Below are 14312 nucleotides of genomic sequence, written 5' to 3' on the forward strand. Positions count from 1 at the left end.
GAAAATCGACACGCACGACACCGGGCAGCGCGAATGTCCGATCGTCGGCCGATTCGAGCGACCGACAAGGGGCAGATCCCGACGAGCGTCGACCGCGCCGCCGCCCCGCTTTTCCGGAATCGGAAAGTCGAAATCAGAAATCGTTGGTTTGGACGCGCGAGCGCGCTCACTACACTCGAGTCATCTTGTCATAACAAGTTGACCGATGACCCCACCCAACGTCGTGCCGCTGTCGGCGGCCCCGCTCTACGTGCAGATCAAGGACACGCTGCGCGCGCGGATCCTCGACGGCACCTATGCGCCGCACAGCCGGATGCCATCCGAGCACGAACTGTGCGCGATGTTCGACGTGAGCCGCATCACGGTGCGCCAGGCGCTCGGCGACCTGCAGAAGGAAGGTCTGTTGTTCAGGCTGCACGGCAAGGGCACCTTCGTGTCGAAGCCGAAGGCGTTCCAGAACGTGACGTCGCTGCAGGGCTTCGCCGAGGCGATGTCGTCGATGGGCTACGAGATCGTCAACCAGCTGCGCAGCGTTCGCACCGTGAAGGCCGACCGCCATCTCGCGACGAAGCTGAACGTGCCGGAAGGCGCGCCGCTCGTCGAGATCCACCGCGTGCGGCTGCTCAACCGCGAGCCCGTGTCGCTCGAACAGACGTGGGTGCCCGAGGCGCTCGGCAAGCGGCTCGCGGGCGCGGATCTCGCGACCCGCGACATCTTCCTGATCCTCGAGAACGACTGCGGCGTGCCGCTCGGCCACGCCGACGTGTCGATCGACGCGATCCTCGCCGACGATGAAATCGTCGATGCGCTGCGCGTCGAGGAAAGCAGCCCGGTGCTGCGGATCGAGCGCCTGACGCACGACGCGTCGGGTACGCCGATCGACTACGAACACCTGTACTTCCGCGGCGACGCCTTCCAGTACCGGTTGCGCATCGATCGGCAGAAGGCGCTCCAACCTGCAAGGAACCCGCAATGAATACCCATGTACTCGAATACGACATCGTCGTGGTCGGCGGCGGCACGGCCGGCCCGATGGCCGCGATCAAGGCCAAGGAGCGCGACCCGTCACTGCGCGTGCTGCTGCTGGAGAAGGCCAACGTGAAGCGCAGCGGCGCGATCTCGATGGGGATGGACGGCCTGAACAACGCGGTGATCCCCGGCCATGCGACGCCCGAGCAGTACACGCGCGAGATCACGATCGCCAACGACGGGATCGTCGACCAGGAAGCCGTCTACGCGTATGCGACGCACAGCTTCGCGACGATCGAGCAGCTCGACCGCTGGGGCGTGAAGTTCGAAAAGGACGGCACCGGCGACTACGCGGTGAAGAAGGTCCACCACATGGGTTCGTACGTGCTGCCGATGCCGGAAGGACACGACATCAAGAAGGTGCTGTACCGGCAGCTGAAGCGCGCGCGCATCGCCATCACGAACCGGATCGTCGCGACGCGCGTGCTGACCGACGCGCAGGGCCGCGCGAGCGGCGTGCTCGGCTTCGACTGCCGCACCGCCGATTTTCACGTGATCCGCGCGAAGGCCGTGATCCTGTGCTGCGGCGCGGCCGGCCGTCTCGGGCTGCCGGCGTCCGGCTACCTGATGGGCACGTACGAGAACCCGACCAACGCGGGCGACGGCTACGCGATGGCGTATCACGCGGGCGCGGCGCTCGCGAACCTCGAGTGCTTCCAGATCAACCCGCTGATCAAGGACTACAACGGCCCGGCGTGCGCGTACGTGACGGGCCCGCTCGGCGGCTTCACCGCGAACGGCAAGGGCGAGCGCTTCATCGAATGCGACTACTGGAGCGGCCAGATGATGTGGGAGTTCTACCAGGAACTGCAAAGCGGCAACGGTCCGGTGTTCCTGAAGCTCGACCACCTCGCCGAGGAAACGATCCAGACCATCGAACAGATCCTGCACACGAACGAGCGGCCGAGCCGCGGCCGCTTCCATGCGGGACGCGGCACCGACTACCGGCGCCAGATGGTCGAGATGCACATCTCCGAGATCGGTTTGTGCAGCGGCCACAGCGCGTCCGGCGTGTACGTGAATGCGCGCGCGGAAACGACCGTGCCGGGGCTCTACGCGGCCGGCGACATGGCCGCCGTCCCGCACAACTACATGCTCGGCGCGTTCACCTACGGCTGGTTCGCCGGGCAGAACGCCGCCGACTACGTGGCCGGCCGCGATCACGCGCCGGTGGACGACGAACAGGTCGCCGCCGAACGCACCCGCGTGCTCGCGCCGCTCGCGCGCGAGCGCGGCCTCGCGCCGGCGCAGGTCGAATACAAGCTGCGCCGCATGGTGAACGACTATCTTCAACCACCGAAGGTGACGCGCAAGATGGAAATCGGTTTGCAACGCTTTGACGGAATTACTGAGGATATCGAAGAAATCAAGGCGAATCACCCGCATGAACTGATGCGCGCGGCCGAAGTGCGCGCGATCCGCGACTGCGCCGAAATGGCCACGCGTGCGTCGCTGTTCCGCACCGAGAGCCGCTGGGGACTGTATCACCATCGGGTCGACTTCCCGCATCGCAACGACGCCGAATGGTTCTGCCACACCTGGCTGCGCAAAAGCGTCGACGGCACGATGCGCAGCGAGAAGCGGCCGGTCGAACCCTACGTCGTGCCGCTCGCCGACGACGAACGCAGCGCCTACGCGCACTTGCGCATCCGCGAACCGGCCGCACGCGCGGCCGTACTCTGACTCCGAGGAGCCTTACCGTGCCCCATACCCCGCACGACATCTTCCTGCGCAGCAGCGCGCCCGTGACGATCGACGAGGACCGCTGCATCGCCGACAAGGGCTGCACCGTCTGTGTCGACGTGTGCCCGCTCGACCTGCTCGCGATCGACGTGACCAAGGGCAAGGCGTACATGCAGTTCGACGAATGCTGGTACTGCATGCCATGCGAACGCGATTGCCCGACCGGCGCGGTCAAGGTGGACATCCCGTACCTGCTGCGCTGATCCCGCGCGCCGCCGGCGCGGCGCTTTCCCACTACCGTGCTCACGACACATGAAACCTGCGCTGCGCGTTCGTCGACATCAAGCGCCGCTGCCTGGCATTGCTGCGCGACGCCGCCTGACCGCACGCTCCTGACTGCTCCGAGTTTTCGACCATGACCGCTTCTTCCCCTGCTTTCCCGCTGCCCGGCGCGCACGATTCCGACCATGCCGCGCTCGTCTCACGCGTTGCCGCAGCCGATGCATCGGTGCGCCGCATTGCGCTGCTCGAACTCGCCGATCTCGAGGATCCCGAGCTCGTGCCGACCTTCGTTGCGGCACTGCGCGACGATCCGTGCGCCGACGTGCGCGGCGAAGCCGCACGCGTGCTTGCCGCGTGGGAACAACCCGATGTCGTCGACGCGCTGTGCCGTGCGCTGTTCGACCCCGACGACGGCGTGCGCGCGATCGCCGCGCAAGGCCTGTCCGAACTGAAGGACGTCGCGTCCGGCGCCGTGCTGTGCCGCTGGGCCGAACACGCCGAACCGTTCGTGCGCGTCGCCGTGCTGCGCGGGTTGCGCGAACTGCGCGATCCCGACGCATTCGTGCCGGCGCTGCGCGCGCTCGACGCGCCGGTGTCGGCCGTGCGCGCCGAGGCCGTCGCCGTGCTCGGCTGGCTCAAGGACGCCCGCGCGCTGCCGCCGCTCGCGCGCATTGCAACGACCGACACGCATGCGGACGTGCGGCGCATCGCGATCGGTGCGGTCGGATTCGCGGCGCCCGACGACGCGGCCGTCGTCACCGCGTTGCTTGCGGCGCTGCGCGACGCCGAATGGCAGGTACGCGAGGAAGCCGCCGCGACGCTCGGCAAGCTGCGCGTGGAGGCCGCACGCGCACCGCTCGTCGCCGCGCTCGACGACGATTACTGGCAGGTGCGCTTGCGTGCGGTGCGTGCACTCGGGCAATTGCGCGACGCGGCCGCGGCGCCGGCCGTCGTCGGACTGCTGTCGCATGCGATCAGCAACCTGCGCAAGGAGGCGGCACTCGTGCTGGGCGAACTGCGCGATCCGGCGACGCTGCCCGCGCTGCGCGGCGCCCTGGAGGATCGCGATCCCGAGGTGCGCAAGGCCGTGCGGATCGCGATCGCGCAGGTCGGAGATGACGCACGATGATGATGCCGACCGAGATCCGCGTCGATCATGCGGCCCGTGCGTTGGTGCTGCGCTGGCCGGACGGCGACATGCAACGCATCGGCTACGTGCGGTTGCGCAGCGATTGCCCGTGCGCCGCATGCCGGAAGATCCGTCTCGGTGGCGGCCGGGTCGACGCGCAACCCGGCCTGACGCTGGACGGCGTGGAAGCGGCCGGCTACGGCATCCGCCTGCTGTTCGGCGACGGTCATGCGCGCGGCATTTATCCGTGGCCGTATCTGGCGGAGCTCGGCAGAGATCGTGCGGATGCGACCGCCTGCTTGTCGAAGCAGCCCTGAGATGCCATCCCGGCTCGTACGGCACAAAAAAACGCCCGGCAGGTTCCCCTGCCGGGCGTTCGCATCATCCGATGCCGTGATTGGCTACCGAGGCACGCCTCGGCGCCGCATCACTCCCACTCGATCGTCGCCGGCGGCTTGCCCGAGATGTCGTACACCACACGGTTGATCCCGCGCACCTCGTTGATGATCCGGTTCGACGCACGGCCGAGCAGCGCGTACGGCAGGTGCGCCCAGTGCGCGGTCATGAAATCGGTGGTCTGCACCGCGCGCAGCGACGTCACGTAGTCATACGTGCGGCCATCGCCCATCACGCCGACCGACTTCACCGGCAGGAACACCGCGAATGCCTGGCTCGTCAGGTCGTACCAGGTCTTGCCGACGTCGGCCTCGCCGCACAGGCCGGCTGCCGCGTCTTGCGCCGTGGCGGTCGTGCCGCGCAGTTCCTCGATGAAGATCGCATCCGCGCGACGCAGCAAGTCCGCGTATTCGCGCTTCACTTCGCCGAGAATCCGCACGCCGAGGCCCGGGCCCGGGAACGGATGGCGGTACACCATCTCCGGCGGCAGGCCGAGCGCGACACCCAGTTCGCGCACTTCGTCCTTGAACAGGTCGCGCAGCGGTTCGAGCAGCTTCAGGCCAAGCGTTTCCGGCAAGCCGCCGACGTTGTGGTGGCTCTTGATCGTCGTCGCCTTCTTCGTCTTCGTACCGCCCGACTCGACCACGTCCGGATAGATCGTGCCCTGTGCGAGCCACTTCGCCTTCGACAGCTTCTGCGCTTCGGCCTGGAACACCTCGACGAATTCGCGGCCGATGATCTTGCGCTTCGCTTCCGGATCCGTCACGCCGGTCAGGTGGCCGAGGAACTGCTCGGATGCGTCGACGTGCACGACCTTCGCATGCAGGCGGCCCTCGAACATGTCGAGCACCATCTTGCCCTCGTTCAGGCGCAGCAGGCCGTGATCGACGAACACGCAGGTCAGCTGGTCACCGATCGCACGGTGGATCAGCGCGGCCGCGACGCTCGAATCGACGCCGCCCGACAGGCCGAGAATCACTTCCTCGTCACCGACCTGCTCGCGAATCTTCGCGACGGCTTCCTCGATGTGGTTGCTCATGATCCAGTCGGGCTTCGCGCCGGCGATCTGCAGCACGAAGCGTTCGATGATCTGGCGGCCCTTCACCGTGTGCGTGACTTCCGGGTGGAACTGCACCGCGTAGTAGCCGCGCGCCTCGTCGGCCATGCCGGCGATCGGGCAGCTCGGCGTCGACGCCATCAGCGCGAAGCCCGGCGGCAGCTCGGCGACCTTGTCGCCGTGGCTCATCCAGACCTTCAGCATGCCGTGGCCTTCGGCCGTCGTGAAATCCTCGATGCCGTCGAGCAGGCGCGTATGGCCGTGCGCGCGCATTTCCGCGTAGCCGAATTCGCGGTGGTCGCTCCACTCGACCTTGCCGCCGAGCTGCACGGCCATCGTCTGCATGCCGTAGCAGATGCCGAGCACCGGCACGCCGAGATCCCAAACGGCCTGCGGCGCGCGCAGCTGGTGGTCTTCGTACGTGCTCGCGTGGCTGCCCGACAGGATCACCGCCTCCGGCGCGAACTCGCGGACGAAGTCGTCGGACACGTCGTTCGGGTGGATTTCGCAGTAGACGTGCGCTTCGCGCACGCGGCGCGCGATCAGTTGGGTGACTTGCGAACCGAAGTCGAGAATCAGGATTTTGTCGTGCATGGCTGCGGACGGGATGAAGAGAATAAGAAAAGCAGCGCATGAAGCGCTGCGTCAATAACATGGACAACGGCGTCGGGCGGCAGGCGGCTCGCGCGACGCATCGCCGGTCAATCCCGCGACGGCGGGCGCGCGTCGAATGCGACGCTGCCTGACAATCGGTCGGAGGCGGCCGGCGTGGCTGCCGCGGCCGGCGCCGCAGGCGCGGCCGGACGGCCGACGACCGGTTCGACCCGCTGCTGCGGTGCAGAGGCCGGCGCCGGTTCGGCCGGACGCTTCGCGTCCCGGGCCTCGAGCACCTGCGCCTTCTCGCGCCGCCGCACGGCCGATGCGAGCCGCACGCCGCCGAGGCCGAGCACGATCAGCGCGACACCGGCCATCGCCGACAGCACCCGGCCGGCGGCCGCGAGCGCGGGACCGTTGCCGGTGCCGAACGACCACACGACCGTCAGCACGCCGATCAGCCAGTTCACATGGCCGACCACGCGCGCGACGGGCGTCGTGAGTTCGCCGTTGACCGCCGCATGGAACGCGAGCCACGCGAGCCCGAGCAGCGCGATGCCGAACGCCTGGCCGAGCATCGCCGGCTGGATGTTCGCGAGTTGCAGCGCATTGAACAGCGCCTGCCAGGGTGTCAGCACGAACAGCACGCCGAACCCCAGCAGCAGCATGGCATCGACGATCAGCACGGCTCGCAGCAGCGGTTTCATCGGCGATTAGTCCACGTGGTAGTTCGGTGCTTCCTTCGTGATCTGCACGTCGTGCACGTGCGACTCGCGCATGCCCGCCGCGGTGATCTGGACGAATTCGGCCTTGTCGTGCAGTTCGTCGATCGTGCGGCAGCCGCAGTAGCCCATGCTCGCACGCACGCCGCCGACCAGCTGGAACAGGATCGCGTTGACCGAGCCCTTGTACGCGACGCGGCCTTCGATGCCTTCCGGCACGAGCTTGTCGATGTTCGCGGAGTTGTCCTGGAAGTAGCGGTCCGCCGCGCCGTCCTTCATCGCGCCGACCGAACCCATGCCGCGATACGACTTGTACTGGCGGCCCTGATACAGGAACACGTCGCCCGGCGCCTCTTCGGTGCCCGCGAACATGCTGCCCATCATCACCGCGTTCGCGCCGGCCGCGAGGGCCTTCGACACGTCGCCCGAGAAACGCACGCCGCCGTCGGCGATGCACGGCACGCCGGTGCCCTTCAGCGCGTCCGACACGTTCGCGATCGCGCTGATCTGCGGCACGCCGACGCCCGCGACGATCCGCGTCGTGCAGATCGAGCCCGGGCCGATACCGACCTTGACCGCGTCCGCGCCGTATTCGACGAGCGCCTTCGCGGCAGCGGCCGTCGCGATGTTGCCGCCGATCACCTCGACGTGCGGGAAGTTCTGCTTGACCCAGCGCACGCGCTCCAGCACGCCCTTGCTGTGACCATGCGCGGTATCGACGACGATCACGTCGACGCCGGCCTGCACCAGCAGCTCGACACGCTCTTCGTTGTCGGGGCCGACACCGACCGCCGCGCCTGCGCGCAGCTTGCCGTGTTCGTCCTTGCACGCATCCGGGTGTTCGGTCTGCTTTGTGATGTCCTTGACGGTCATCAGGCCGCGCAGTTCGAACGCGTCGTTGACGACCAGCACGCGCTCGAGGCGGTGGCTGTGCATCAGCGCCTTCGCTTCGGCGAGCGGCGTGCCTTCCTTGACCGTGACGAGACGCTCGCGCGGCGTCATGATCGACTTGACCGGTTCGTCGAGGCGCGATTCGAAACGCAGGTCGCGGTTCGTGACGATGCCGACGAGCTGCGGGCCTTCGACGACCGGGAAGCCCGAGATGCCATGCTGACGCGACAGCGCGATCACATCGCGCACCTTCATCTGCGGCGGGACCGTGATCGGGTCGCGCACGACACCCGATTCGAAACGCTTGACTTTCGCGACCTCGCGGGCCTGCTCGGCCGGCGTGAGGTTCTTGTGGACGATACCCACACCACCCTGCTGCGCCATCGCGATCGCGAGGCGACCTTCGGTGACCGTGTCCATCGCGGCGGACACGAGCGGCATGTTCAGGGAGATGTTGCGGGTCAGCTTGGTCTTCAGGCTGGTGTCACGCGGGAGAACGTCGGAGAAGGCGGGAACGAGGAGCACGTCATCGAAAGTGAGTGCTTTTTGGATCAGACGCATGGCAAATCCTATGGGCGCAAAAGCGAATTATACGCGAAGCGCTGCGAATTTTCACAACACGAACAACGGGTTAGCCGTCTTCGAGCGTTCGGGGGCCGAATCGTTCGGATCGCCGTTCGGTTCGTTTTCGATCGCTTTTCGTTTCACCCGGGCATCGACCCATTCGCGCAGCCGGCCGGAATTCGGGCCGATCGCGCGTCGTCGCCGTACGACGCAGGCTCCAACGGCGGCGCAGCGGCCGCCCCGCTCGATGCGCGGTGGCGGCCTCGAGCGCCGCTAGGCGAGCCCCGCCGCGGCACACGCGATCATCGCTGCGCCGGCGCCGGTCGCGACGCCTCCGACCATCCGCGCGACCCATTCGCCGGCCGGAACCAGCCGCTCGGCGGCAATGGCCACCGTCACGACCGCCATCACGCGTAGATCCATCATGCCGGCCGCCAGTGCAACGGCCATCAGGTTCCCGCAGCAGGCACCGCACCGCAGCGCGACCCGCACGCCGTGCCGCCACGCGGCGCCGGCACCTGTCCGCCGCGCACCTTCGTCGTCCGGTGCGTGCCGGCAGCAGGCCAGCCGGCGCAGCTTCCAGCCGGAAAACTGCAGCACGCCGGCGCCAAACATGACCGCGCCGGCAGCAAACGGCATTGCGGCAGCAAGTGCGGACAGCCGTGTGACGGCCGCCGCCAACGCCGCGCCGACGAGGAACACCGCCGCACCGACCGCCATCCACACCGAGAAATACCCGGCGCCCGCAATCGCTACGAACCATGCCGCACGCGCGTCGCCCACCGGGCCAAGGCTTTGCCGGTATCGCCAGAGCACCGGCGCCAGCACCGGCAGCATCATCGTCACCGTCATCGCGCCCCACATGCCGGCGAACCCGGCGAACGCGTGCCCTGCGTGCCATCCGCACGGCCTGAGCCATCCGGCCGACAACGTCCAGCCGCCCGCCATCGGCATGCCGCCGATCGCGTCCATCGCTGCGTGCTGCGCGAGCGTCGCCCACGCGGCTGCGGCGAACACTGCGACGAGCGCGGCGCCGAACGCGAGCCGGCCGCCTGCCGCAGCGCCGGTCGCAGCCGGTTTCGTCGCGATGCCCATCACTCGCTCCCGTTGCTGTTCGACCCGCGCTCAACCGCGTGCGTATTCGTCATGACGACGCCACCACACGCCCGTCTCGTTGCGCCCGAGCGGCGCACGATCGAGCCACTGGTACATACCCCACAGTCCGTCGAGCCCGCGCGCGTAGGTCGAATACGTGTGATAGACGACGCCGTCCTCGCGCACGAACGCGCTCATCCCCGGCCGGTCGAGCGCGTACGTGGCGGCGTCGGTGCCGCACGTCGCCGCGAACTGGGCGACGGCGGCCGGCGGCGGGTCCATGTCCATCGCGTGGCCGGCCCGCGCGTAGTTGTATTCGACGTCGCCCGCGCGCTGCTGCGCTTCGGTGAACGACACGTTGAAGTCGAAATTGAACTCGCCGCCGTCCGACGACGCCCACGGAAAGCGCCAGCCCATCCGCTGCCGGTACGCGAGCAGCTTCGCGAGCGGCGCGCGCGACACCGCGGCGAGCGTCACGTCGTGGTTCGCGAGGTGGACCGCAAAGCCGTCGAAGCCATCCGCCAGCGCCGAGCACGACGGGCAGCCGGCCTTGTAGTCGGGGCCGAACATGAAGTGATAGACGAGCAGCTGCGAGCGGCCGCCGAACAGATCGTCGAGCGTCGCCGGGCCGTCCTCGGTATCGAACCGGTAGGTCTTGTCGACGCGCACCCACGGCAGCGCCTGGCGCCGCCGCGCGAGCTCGTCGCTCTGCCGTGTCAGTGCCTTTTCCGCGTCGAGCAGCGCGCGGCGCGCAGCCAGCCATTCGGCGCGTGTTCCGGTGAGATGGTTCGTCATTGCGGGTTCCTCCTTGGGACAGGGATCCGGGCACGGCGCATCTGCCGTGTGCGTGGTGCTAGATTAGGGCCGGGCATCGGACGGCAGGGAGTGACAACTGTGTCGGGATTCGGATGGATTCGCTGATCACGGCCGCGGCACGCGCGCTCGCGGCGGGCGACCCGCTCGGCGCGCTGAACCGCGTCGCGCTGCGCGACGACGCGCCGGCGCTCGCGTTGCGCGGCATCGCGATGGCGCAACTCGGCGATTTCGAGCGTGCGCGGGCGCTCGTGCGCGGCGCGGCCCGCGCATTCGGCGCGAAAGAGGCCGTCGCGCGGGCGCGCTGCGTCGTCGCGGAAGCCGAGATCGCGCTGGCGTCGCGTGACCTCGGCTGGCCGTCGCGCGCGCTCGACGCCGCCTGCGCGACACTCGATGCGCACGGCGACCACGCGAACGCCGCGCATGCGCGCTATCTCGTCGTGCGCCGGCTGCTGCTGATCGGGCACGTCGACGACGCCGAACGCCGGCTCGCGAGCCTCGATCCCGCACCGCTGCCGGCCGCGTCGCGCGCGGCGCATGAACTGATCGCGGCCGGCATCGCGATGCGCCGGATCCGCCCGCACGCGGCGCGCATGGCCCTCGCCCGTGCACGCGCGGCCGCACGGGACGCCGGCATCGCCGCGCTGACGGCCGAAGTCGACACGGCCGCGCGCGTGCTCGATACGCCGGCCGCGCGGTTCATCGCGCGCGGTGCGTCGCGGCTCGTGTTGCTCGACGAGGTCGAGGCGCTGCTCGAATCGAACGCACTCGTCGTCGATGCATGCCGCCACGCGGTGCGCGACGCGCGCACGACGGTGTCGCTCGCGCGCCGCCCAGTGCTGTTCGTGCTCGCCCGCATGCTCGGCGAGGCATGGCCCGGCGACGTGTCGAGAAACGCGCTCGTCGCCGCGGCGTTTCGCGCGAAACACGCGGACGAATCGCATCGTGCCCGCCTGCGCGTCGAGATCGGCCGCCTGCGCGCGATGCTGCGGCCGCTCGCGAACGTCACCGCGACGCCACACGGCTTCGCGCTCGAACCGCTCGGCCCGCGCGAAACCGTCGTGCTCGCGCGCCCCGTCGACGACCGCCACGCGGCCGTGCTCGCGCTGCTCGCGGACGGCGAGGCGTGGTCGAGTTCCGCACTGGCCCTCGCGCTCGGTGCGAGCCAGCGCACCGTCCAGCGTGCGCTCGACGCGCTCGCCGAAGCGGACAAGGTGCAGGCGCTCGGCCGTGGTCGAGCGCGCCGCTGGATGACGCCGCCGCTGCCCGGATTCGCGACGACCTTGTTACTCCCCGCGCCGCTGCCGGGCGACTAGGATGGGTACACCAACGACGAGGCGACAGACATGAAACGATCCACGGCAAACATCCTCCGCGAATACGGCCCGTTTCCGGGCGGCGACGGCGTGCACGGCGTCACGTTCGACGGGCAGCACGTGTGGTTCGCGTCCGGCGACAAGCTGAACGCGCTCGACCCGGAACGCGGCACGACCGTGCGCACACTCGACGTCGCCGCGCACGCGGGCACCGCGTTCGACGGACGCCACCTGTTCCAGATCGTCGAGGACCGCATCGAGAAGATCGATCCCGACTCGGGCCGCGTGCTCGCGACGATACCCGCGCCCGGCGGCGGCGCCGATTCCGGGCTCGCCTGGGCCGAAGGCACGCTATGGGTCGGCCAATACCGCGAGCGCAAGATTCATCAGGTGGATCCGCAATCGGGCGCCGTGCTGCGCACGATCGAATCGAACCGCTTCGTCACCGGCGTGACGTGGGTCGACGGCGAGCTGTGGCATGGCACCTGGGAGGCAGACGAGAGCGAGCTGCGGCGGATCGACCCGCGCACCGGGCAGGTGCTCGAGCAGGTCGACATGCCGCCCGGCGTCGGCGTGTCGGGGCTGGAGTCCGACGGTCGCGACACGTTCTACTGCGGCGGCGGCAACAGCGGCAAGCTGCGCGCCGTACGCCGCCCTGGGCGGTCATCCGCGGCGGGCGACAGTGCGGCGGCGGCCGAACCGGCCGAGGGCTGATCCGCCGGTCGTCGCAGGGCGTGCCTGCGCGCCGCGATCCGCGACAAACAGGACCGGATCGCGGCAGCGCTCGCGGCCGATCCCGAACGCCACCCGCTTCCGAGTGCAGGAATGAACAAGACGCGCTCGCGCCGCCGTCGCTAAGATGCGCGCTCGTCAGTCTTTCGTTCGGAGCAGTCGATGCAGCGCGGTGTAGTGTATGGCGTCCTCGCAGGCGCGTTGTGGGGCATGGTGTTTCTCGTGCCGCGGCTGATGACCGACTTCTCGCCGCTGCTGCTGAGCGCGGGCCGCTATGCGATGTACGGCCTCGTGTCGCTGGCGGCGGCCTTGCCGGCCGCCCGCTCGCTGCTCGCGCGGCTGACCCGCGAGGATCTCGTCGCGCTCGTGAAGCTCGCGCTCGTCGGCAACGTCGCGTACTACATGCTGCTGTCCGGCGCCGTGCACCTGATCGGCATCGCGCCCAGCTCGCTGATCGTCGGCGTGCTGCCCGTGACCGTCACGCTCGCGGGCCTCGGCGACCATGGCGCGGTGCCGCTGCGGCGTCTCGCCGCCCCGCTCGCGCTGGTGATCGCCGGCATCGTCTGCATCAACGTCGACCTCTTCACATCGGAAGCCGCACAGGCGACGACGCTCGGCCAGAAGCTCGCCGGTATCGCGTGCGCAAGCGGCGCGCTGGCAAGCTGGACCTGGTACGCGGTCGCGAACGCGCGCTACCTGCAGCGCCACCATCATTTCGGCGGCAACGAATGGTCGGTGCTGTGGGGTGTCGTGACGGGCCTGATCGGCGGCCTCTGCTGGCTCGCGATCCTCGCGCTGCCGGCCGGCACGGCGCAGGCGGCCGTCCCGGCATCGCGCTGGCAACTGTTCTGGCTGCTGAACCTCGCGCTGGCGATCGGCGCGTCGTGGCTCGGCAACGGACTGTGGAACGCGGCGTCGAAGCGGCTGCCGCTCACGCTGTCGGGCCAGTTGATCGTGTTCGAAACCGTGTTCGCGATGCTCTACGCGTTCGTCTACGACCACCGGATGCCGCGCGCGCTCGAGATCGCGGCGCTCGCACTGCTGCTGGCGGGCGTCTATGCGTCGGTGCGCCGGCACGGCGACACGCACGCGGGGGGCGATACGGCCGGCCGCGCGAATGTCACGGCCCACTGAGCGCGGCCGCACCTGGTCTGACGAATCGGAACGAAAGCGCCGGAGCGGCGCCGGAGCAACGCGTCAGCGCGCGTCCTTGTGCATCCACTTGCGACCCTCGACGGAGCCCTCGCGGCGGGTCTTGTCGACGCGCCGCTGGCGCGCGAGCTTCGGATCGACGATCAACGGTCGGTAGATCTCGACGCGATCGTGGTCGGCGAGCGGCGCGTCGAGGGACGCGAGCTTGCCGAACACGCCGGTTTTCGCGTGGGCGAGATCGATCTCCGGGTGCAGCGCGAGCACCCCGCTCGCATCGATCGCCGCGCGCACGGTCGCGCCGTCGGGCAGCGACACCGGAATCAGCGTCTGGCGATCCGGCAGCGCGTAGCAGACTTCGATCGACAGCATCGCGTCACCCCTTCCCGTAGCGCTGGTCGGCGCGCTTCACGAACGAATCGACGAACGTGTTCGCGATATGGCTGAACACCGGCCCGATGATCTTCTCGAGCAGGATGCTCGAGAACTCGTAGTGCAGCGCGAATTCGATCTTGCACGCATCGGCGCGCAGCGGAATGAAGCGCCACGAGCCCGTGAACTTCTTGAACGGGCCGTCCGCGAACTCCATGTCGATCCGCGTCGGGCGCTGCTGCGTGTTGCGCGTCGCGAAATGCTGCTTGATACCCTTGAAGTTGATGTCGATGCGCGCTTCCATCCCGCTGTCGTCCTGACGGCGAATCTCGACGCCGCCGCACCAGGGCAGGAAATTGGGGTAGTCGGCCACGTCGGTGACGAGGTCGAACATCTGTTCCGCCGAATGACGGATCAATACTGTTTTCTGGACATCTGCCATAAATCGCGCGGCATCGCTCGAAGTGAGAACGCAAGGCCGGGCGATT

The 14312-nt window shown here is 68.8% G+C and carries 15 protein-coding genes; 8 read left to right on the top strand and 7 right to left on the bottom strand.

From position 1 onward, the window contains the following. Positions 1 to 205: 205 nt before the first annotated feature. From ACVK00_RS22145 to ACVK00_RS22165, 5 genes are all read left to right on the top strand, one after another. Positions 206 to 976 carry a GntR family transcriptional regulator gene (locus ACVK00_RS22145; protein WP_175660539.1) on the top strand — a complete coding sequence of 257 codons (771 nt, stop codon included), beginning with the start codon at positions 206 to 208 and terminating at the stop codon, positions 974 to 976. Further along, positions 973 to 2712 carry a fumarate reductase/succinate dehydrogenase flavoprotein subunit gene (locus tag ACVK00_RS22150; protein ID WP_284889933.1) on the top strand — a complete coding sequence of 580 codons (1740 nt, stop codon included), beginning with the start codon at positions 973 to 975 and terminating at the stop codon, positions 2710 to 2712. The genes ACVK00_RS22145 and ACVK00_RS22150 overlap by 4 nt, the downstream gene beginning before the upstream one ends. Positions 2713 to 2729: 17 nt before the next feature. Continuing rightward, positions 2730 to 2975 carry a 4Fe-4S dicluster domain-containing protein gene (locus ACVK00_RS22155; RefSeq protein WP_006755644.1) on the top strand — a complete coding sequence of 82 codons (246 nt, stop codon included), beginning with the start codon at positions 2730 to 2732 and terminating at the stop codon, positions 2973 to 2975. 152 nt (positions 2976 to 3127) lie between these two features. Continuing rightward, a complete protein-coding gene (locus ACVK00_RS22160) occupies positions 3128 to 4123 on the top strand; it encodes a HEAT repeat domain-containing protein (RefSeq protein WP_354122986.1) in 996 nt (331 codons plus the stop codon). Next, a complete protein-coding gene (locus tag ACVK00_RS22165; RefSeq protein ID WP_284889925.1) occupies positions 4120 to 4440 on the top strand; it encodes a gamma-butyrobetaine hydroxylase-like domain-containing protein in 321 nt (106 codons plus the stop codon). The genes ACVK00_RS22160 and ACVK00_RS22165 overlap by 4 nt, the downstream gene beginning before the upstream one ends. A gap of 110 nt (positions 4441 to 4550) precedes the next feature. Here ACVK00_RS22165 and guaA read toward each other — a convergent pair whose 3' ends face one another. From guaA to ACVK00_RS22190, 5 genes are all read right to left on the bottom strand, one after another. Further along, on the bottom strand, positions 4551 to 6170 hold the full coding sequence (guaA, locus tag ACVK00_RS22170; RefSeq protein WP_284889924.1) for a glutamine-hydrolyzing GMP synthase: 1620 nt from the start codon (positions 6168 to 6170) through the stop codon (positions 4551 to 4553). A gap of 107 nt (positions 6171 to 6277) precedes the next feature. After that, entirely contained in the window at positions 6278 to 6877 is a 600-nt protein-coding gene (locus ACVK00_RS22175) for a hypothetical protein (protein ID WP_175660533.1), read from the bottom strand. 6 nt (positions 6878 to 6883) lie between these two features. Further along, complete coding sequence (guaB, locus tag ACVK00_RS22180; RefSeq protein WP_006755813.1) at positions 6884 to 8344, bottom strand: IMP dehydrogenase; 1461 nt, start codon at positions 8342 to 8344, stop codon at positions 6884 to 6886. Between the two features lie 276 nt (positions 8345 to 8620). Beyond that, positions 8621 to 9442, bottom strand: a complete 822-nt coding sequence (locus tag ACVK00_RS22185) for a DUF2182 domain-containing protein (protein ID WP_284889918.1) — start codon at positions 9440 to 9442, stop codon at positions 8621 to 8623. A gap of 30 nt (positions 9443 to 9472) precedes the next feature. Then, positions 9473 to 10237 (bottom strand): DUF899 domain-containing protein, encoded by a 765-nt coding sequence (locus tag ACVK00_RS22190; protein WP_228904637.1) that lies wholly within the window; start codon positions 10235 to 10237, stop codon positions 9473 to 9475. Positions 10238 to 10350: 113 nt separating this feature from the next. Between ACVK00_RS22190 and ACVK00_RS22195 the strand changes: the two genes are divergently transcribed. The 3 genes from ACVK00_RS22195 (at position 10351) to ACVK00_RS22205 (ending at position 13437) form a co-directional block, all read left to right on the top strand. Further along, positions 10351 to 11571: a helix-turn-helix domain-containing protein gene (locus tag ACVK00_RS22195; RefSeq protein WP_284889916.1), complete on the top strand. Its 1221-nt coding sequence runs from the start codon at positions 10351 to 10353 to the stop codon at positions 11569 to 11571. A gap of 30 nt (positions 11572 to 11601) precedes the next feature. Further along, on the top strand, positions 11602 to 12285 hold the full coding sequence (locus ACVK00_RS22200; RefSeq protein ID WP_284889914.1) for a Vgb family protein: 684 nt from the start codon (positions 11602 to 11604) through the stop codon (positions 12283 to 12285). Positions 12286 to 12465: 180 nt separating this feature from the next. Continuing rightward, on the top strand, positions 12466 to 13437 hold the full coding sequence (locus tag ACVK00_RS22205; protein WP_228904640.1) for a DMT family transporter: 972 nt from the start codon (positions 12466 to 12468) through the stop codon (positions 13435 to 13437). 63 nt (positions 13438 to 13500) lie between these two features. Here ACVK00_RS22205 and ACVK00_RS22210 read toward each other — a convergent pair whose 3' ends face one another. Both ACVK00_RS22210 and ACVK00_RS22215 read right to left on the bottom strand, forming a co-directional pair. After that, a complete protein-coding gene (locus ACVK00_RS22210; RefSeq protein WP_228904644.1) occupies positions 13501 to 13824 on the bottom strand; it encodes an RnfH family protein in 324 nt (107 codons plus the stop codon). Between the two features lie 4 nt (positions 13825 to 13828). After that, complete coding sequence (locus ACVK00_RS22215) at positions 13829 to 14266, bottom strand: type II toxin-antitoxin system RatA family toxin (protein ID WP_228904646.1); 438 nt, start codon at positions 14264 to 14266, stop codon at positions 13829 to 13831. Positions 14267 to 14312 lie beyond the last annotated feature (46 nt).

The organism is Burkholderia sp. PvR073 (assembly GCF_054055695.1).

Excerpts from the sequence above, each read along its gene's own strand:
- ACVK00_RS22145 (WP_175660539.1), top strand. The coding sequence starts at position 206 with ATGACCCCACCCAACGTCGTGCCGCTGTCGGCGGCCCCGCTCTACGTG.
- ACVK00_RS22150 (WP_284889933.1), top strand. The coding sequence starts at position 973 with ATGAATACCCATGTACTCGAATACGACATCGTCGTGGTCGGCGGCGGC.
- ACVK00_RS22160 (WP_354122986.1), top strand. The coding sequence starts at position 3,128 with ATGACCGCTTCTTCCCCTGCTTTCCCGCTGCCCGGCGCGCACGATTCC.
- ACVK00_RS22165 (WP_284889925.1), top strand. The coding sequence starts at position 4,120 with ATGATGATGCCGACCGAGATCCGCGTCGATCATGCGGCCCGTGCGTTG.
- guaA (WP_284889924.1), bottom strand. The coding sequence starts at position 6,170 with ATGCACGACAAAATCCTGATTCTCGACTTCGGTTCGCAAGTCACCCAA.
- ACVK00_RS22175 (WP_175660533.1), bottom strand. The coding sequence starts at position 6,877 with ATGAAACCGCTGCTGCGAGCCGTGCTGATCGTCGATGCCATGCTGCTG.
- guaB (WP_006755813.1), bottom strand. The coding sequence starts at position 8,344 with ATGCGTCTGATCCAAAAAGCACTCACTTTCGATGACGTGCTCCTCGTT.
- ACVK00_RS22185 (WP_284889918.1), bottom strand. The coding sequence starts at position 9,442 with ATGGGCATCGCGACGAAACCGGCTGCGACCGGCGCTGCGGCAGGCGGC.
- ACVK00_RS22190 (WP_228904637.1), bottom strand. The coding sequence starts at position 10,237 with ATGACGAACCATCTCACCGGAACACGCGCCGAATGGCTGGCTGCGCGC.
- ACVK00_RS22195 (WP_284889916.1), top strand. The coding sequence starts at position 10,351 with ATGGATTCGCTGATCACGGCCGCGGCACGCGCGCTCGCGGCGGGCGAC.
- ACVK00_RS22200 (WP_284889914.1), top strand. The coding sequence starts at position 11,602 with ATGAAACGATCCACGGCAAACATCCTCCGCGAATACGGCCCGTTTCCG.
- ACVK00_RS22205 (WP_228904640.1), top strand. The coding sequence starts at position 12,466 with ATGCAGCGCGGTGTAGTGTATGGCGTCCTCGCAGGCGCGTTGTGGGGC.
- ACVK00_RS22210 (WP_228904644.1), bottom strand. The coding sequence starts at position 13,824 with ATGCTGTCGATCGAAGTCTGCTACGCGCTGCCGGATCGCCAGACGCTG.
- ACVK00_RS22215 (WP_228904646.1), bottom strand. The coding sequence starts at position 14,266 with ATGGCAGATGTCCAGAAAACAGTATTGATCCGTCATTCGGCGGAACAG.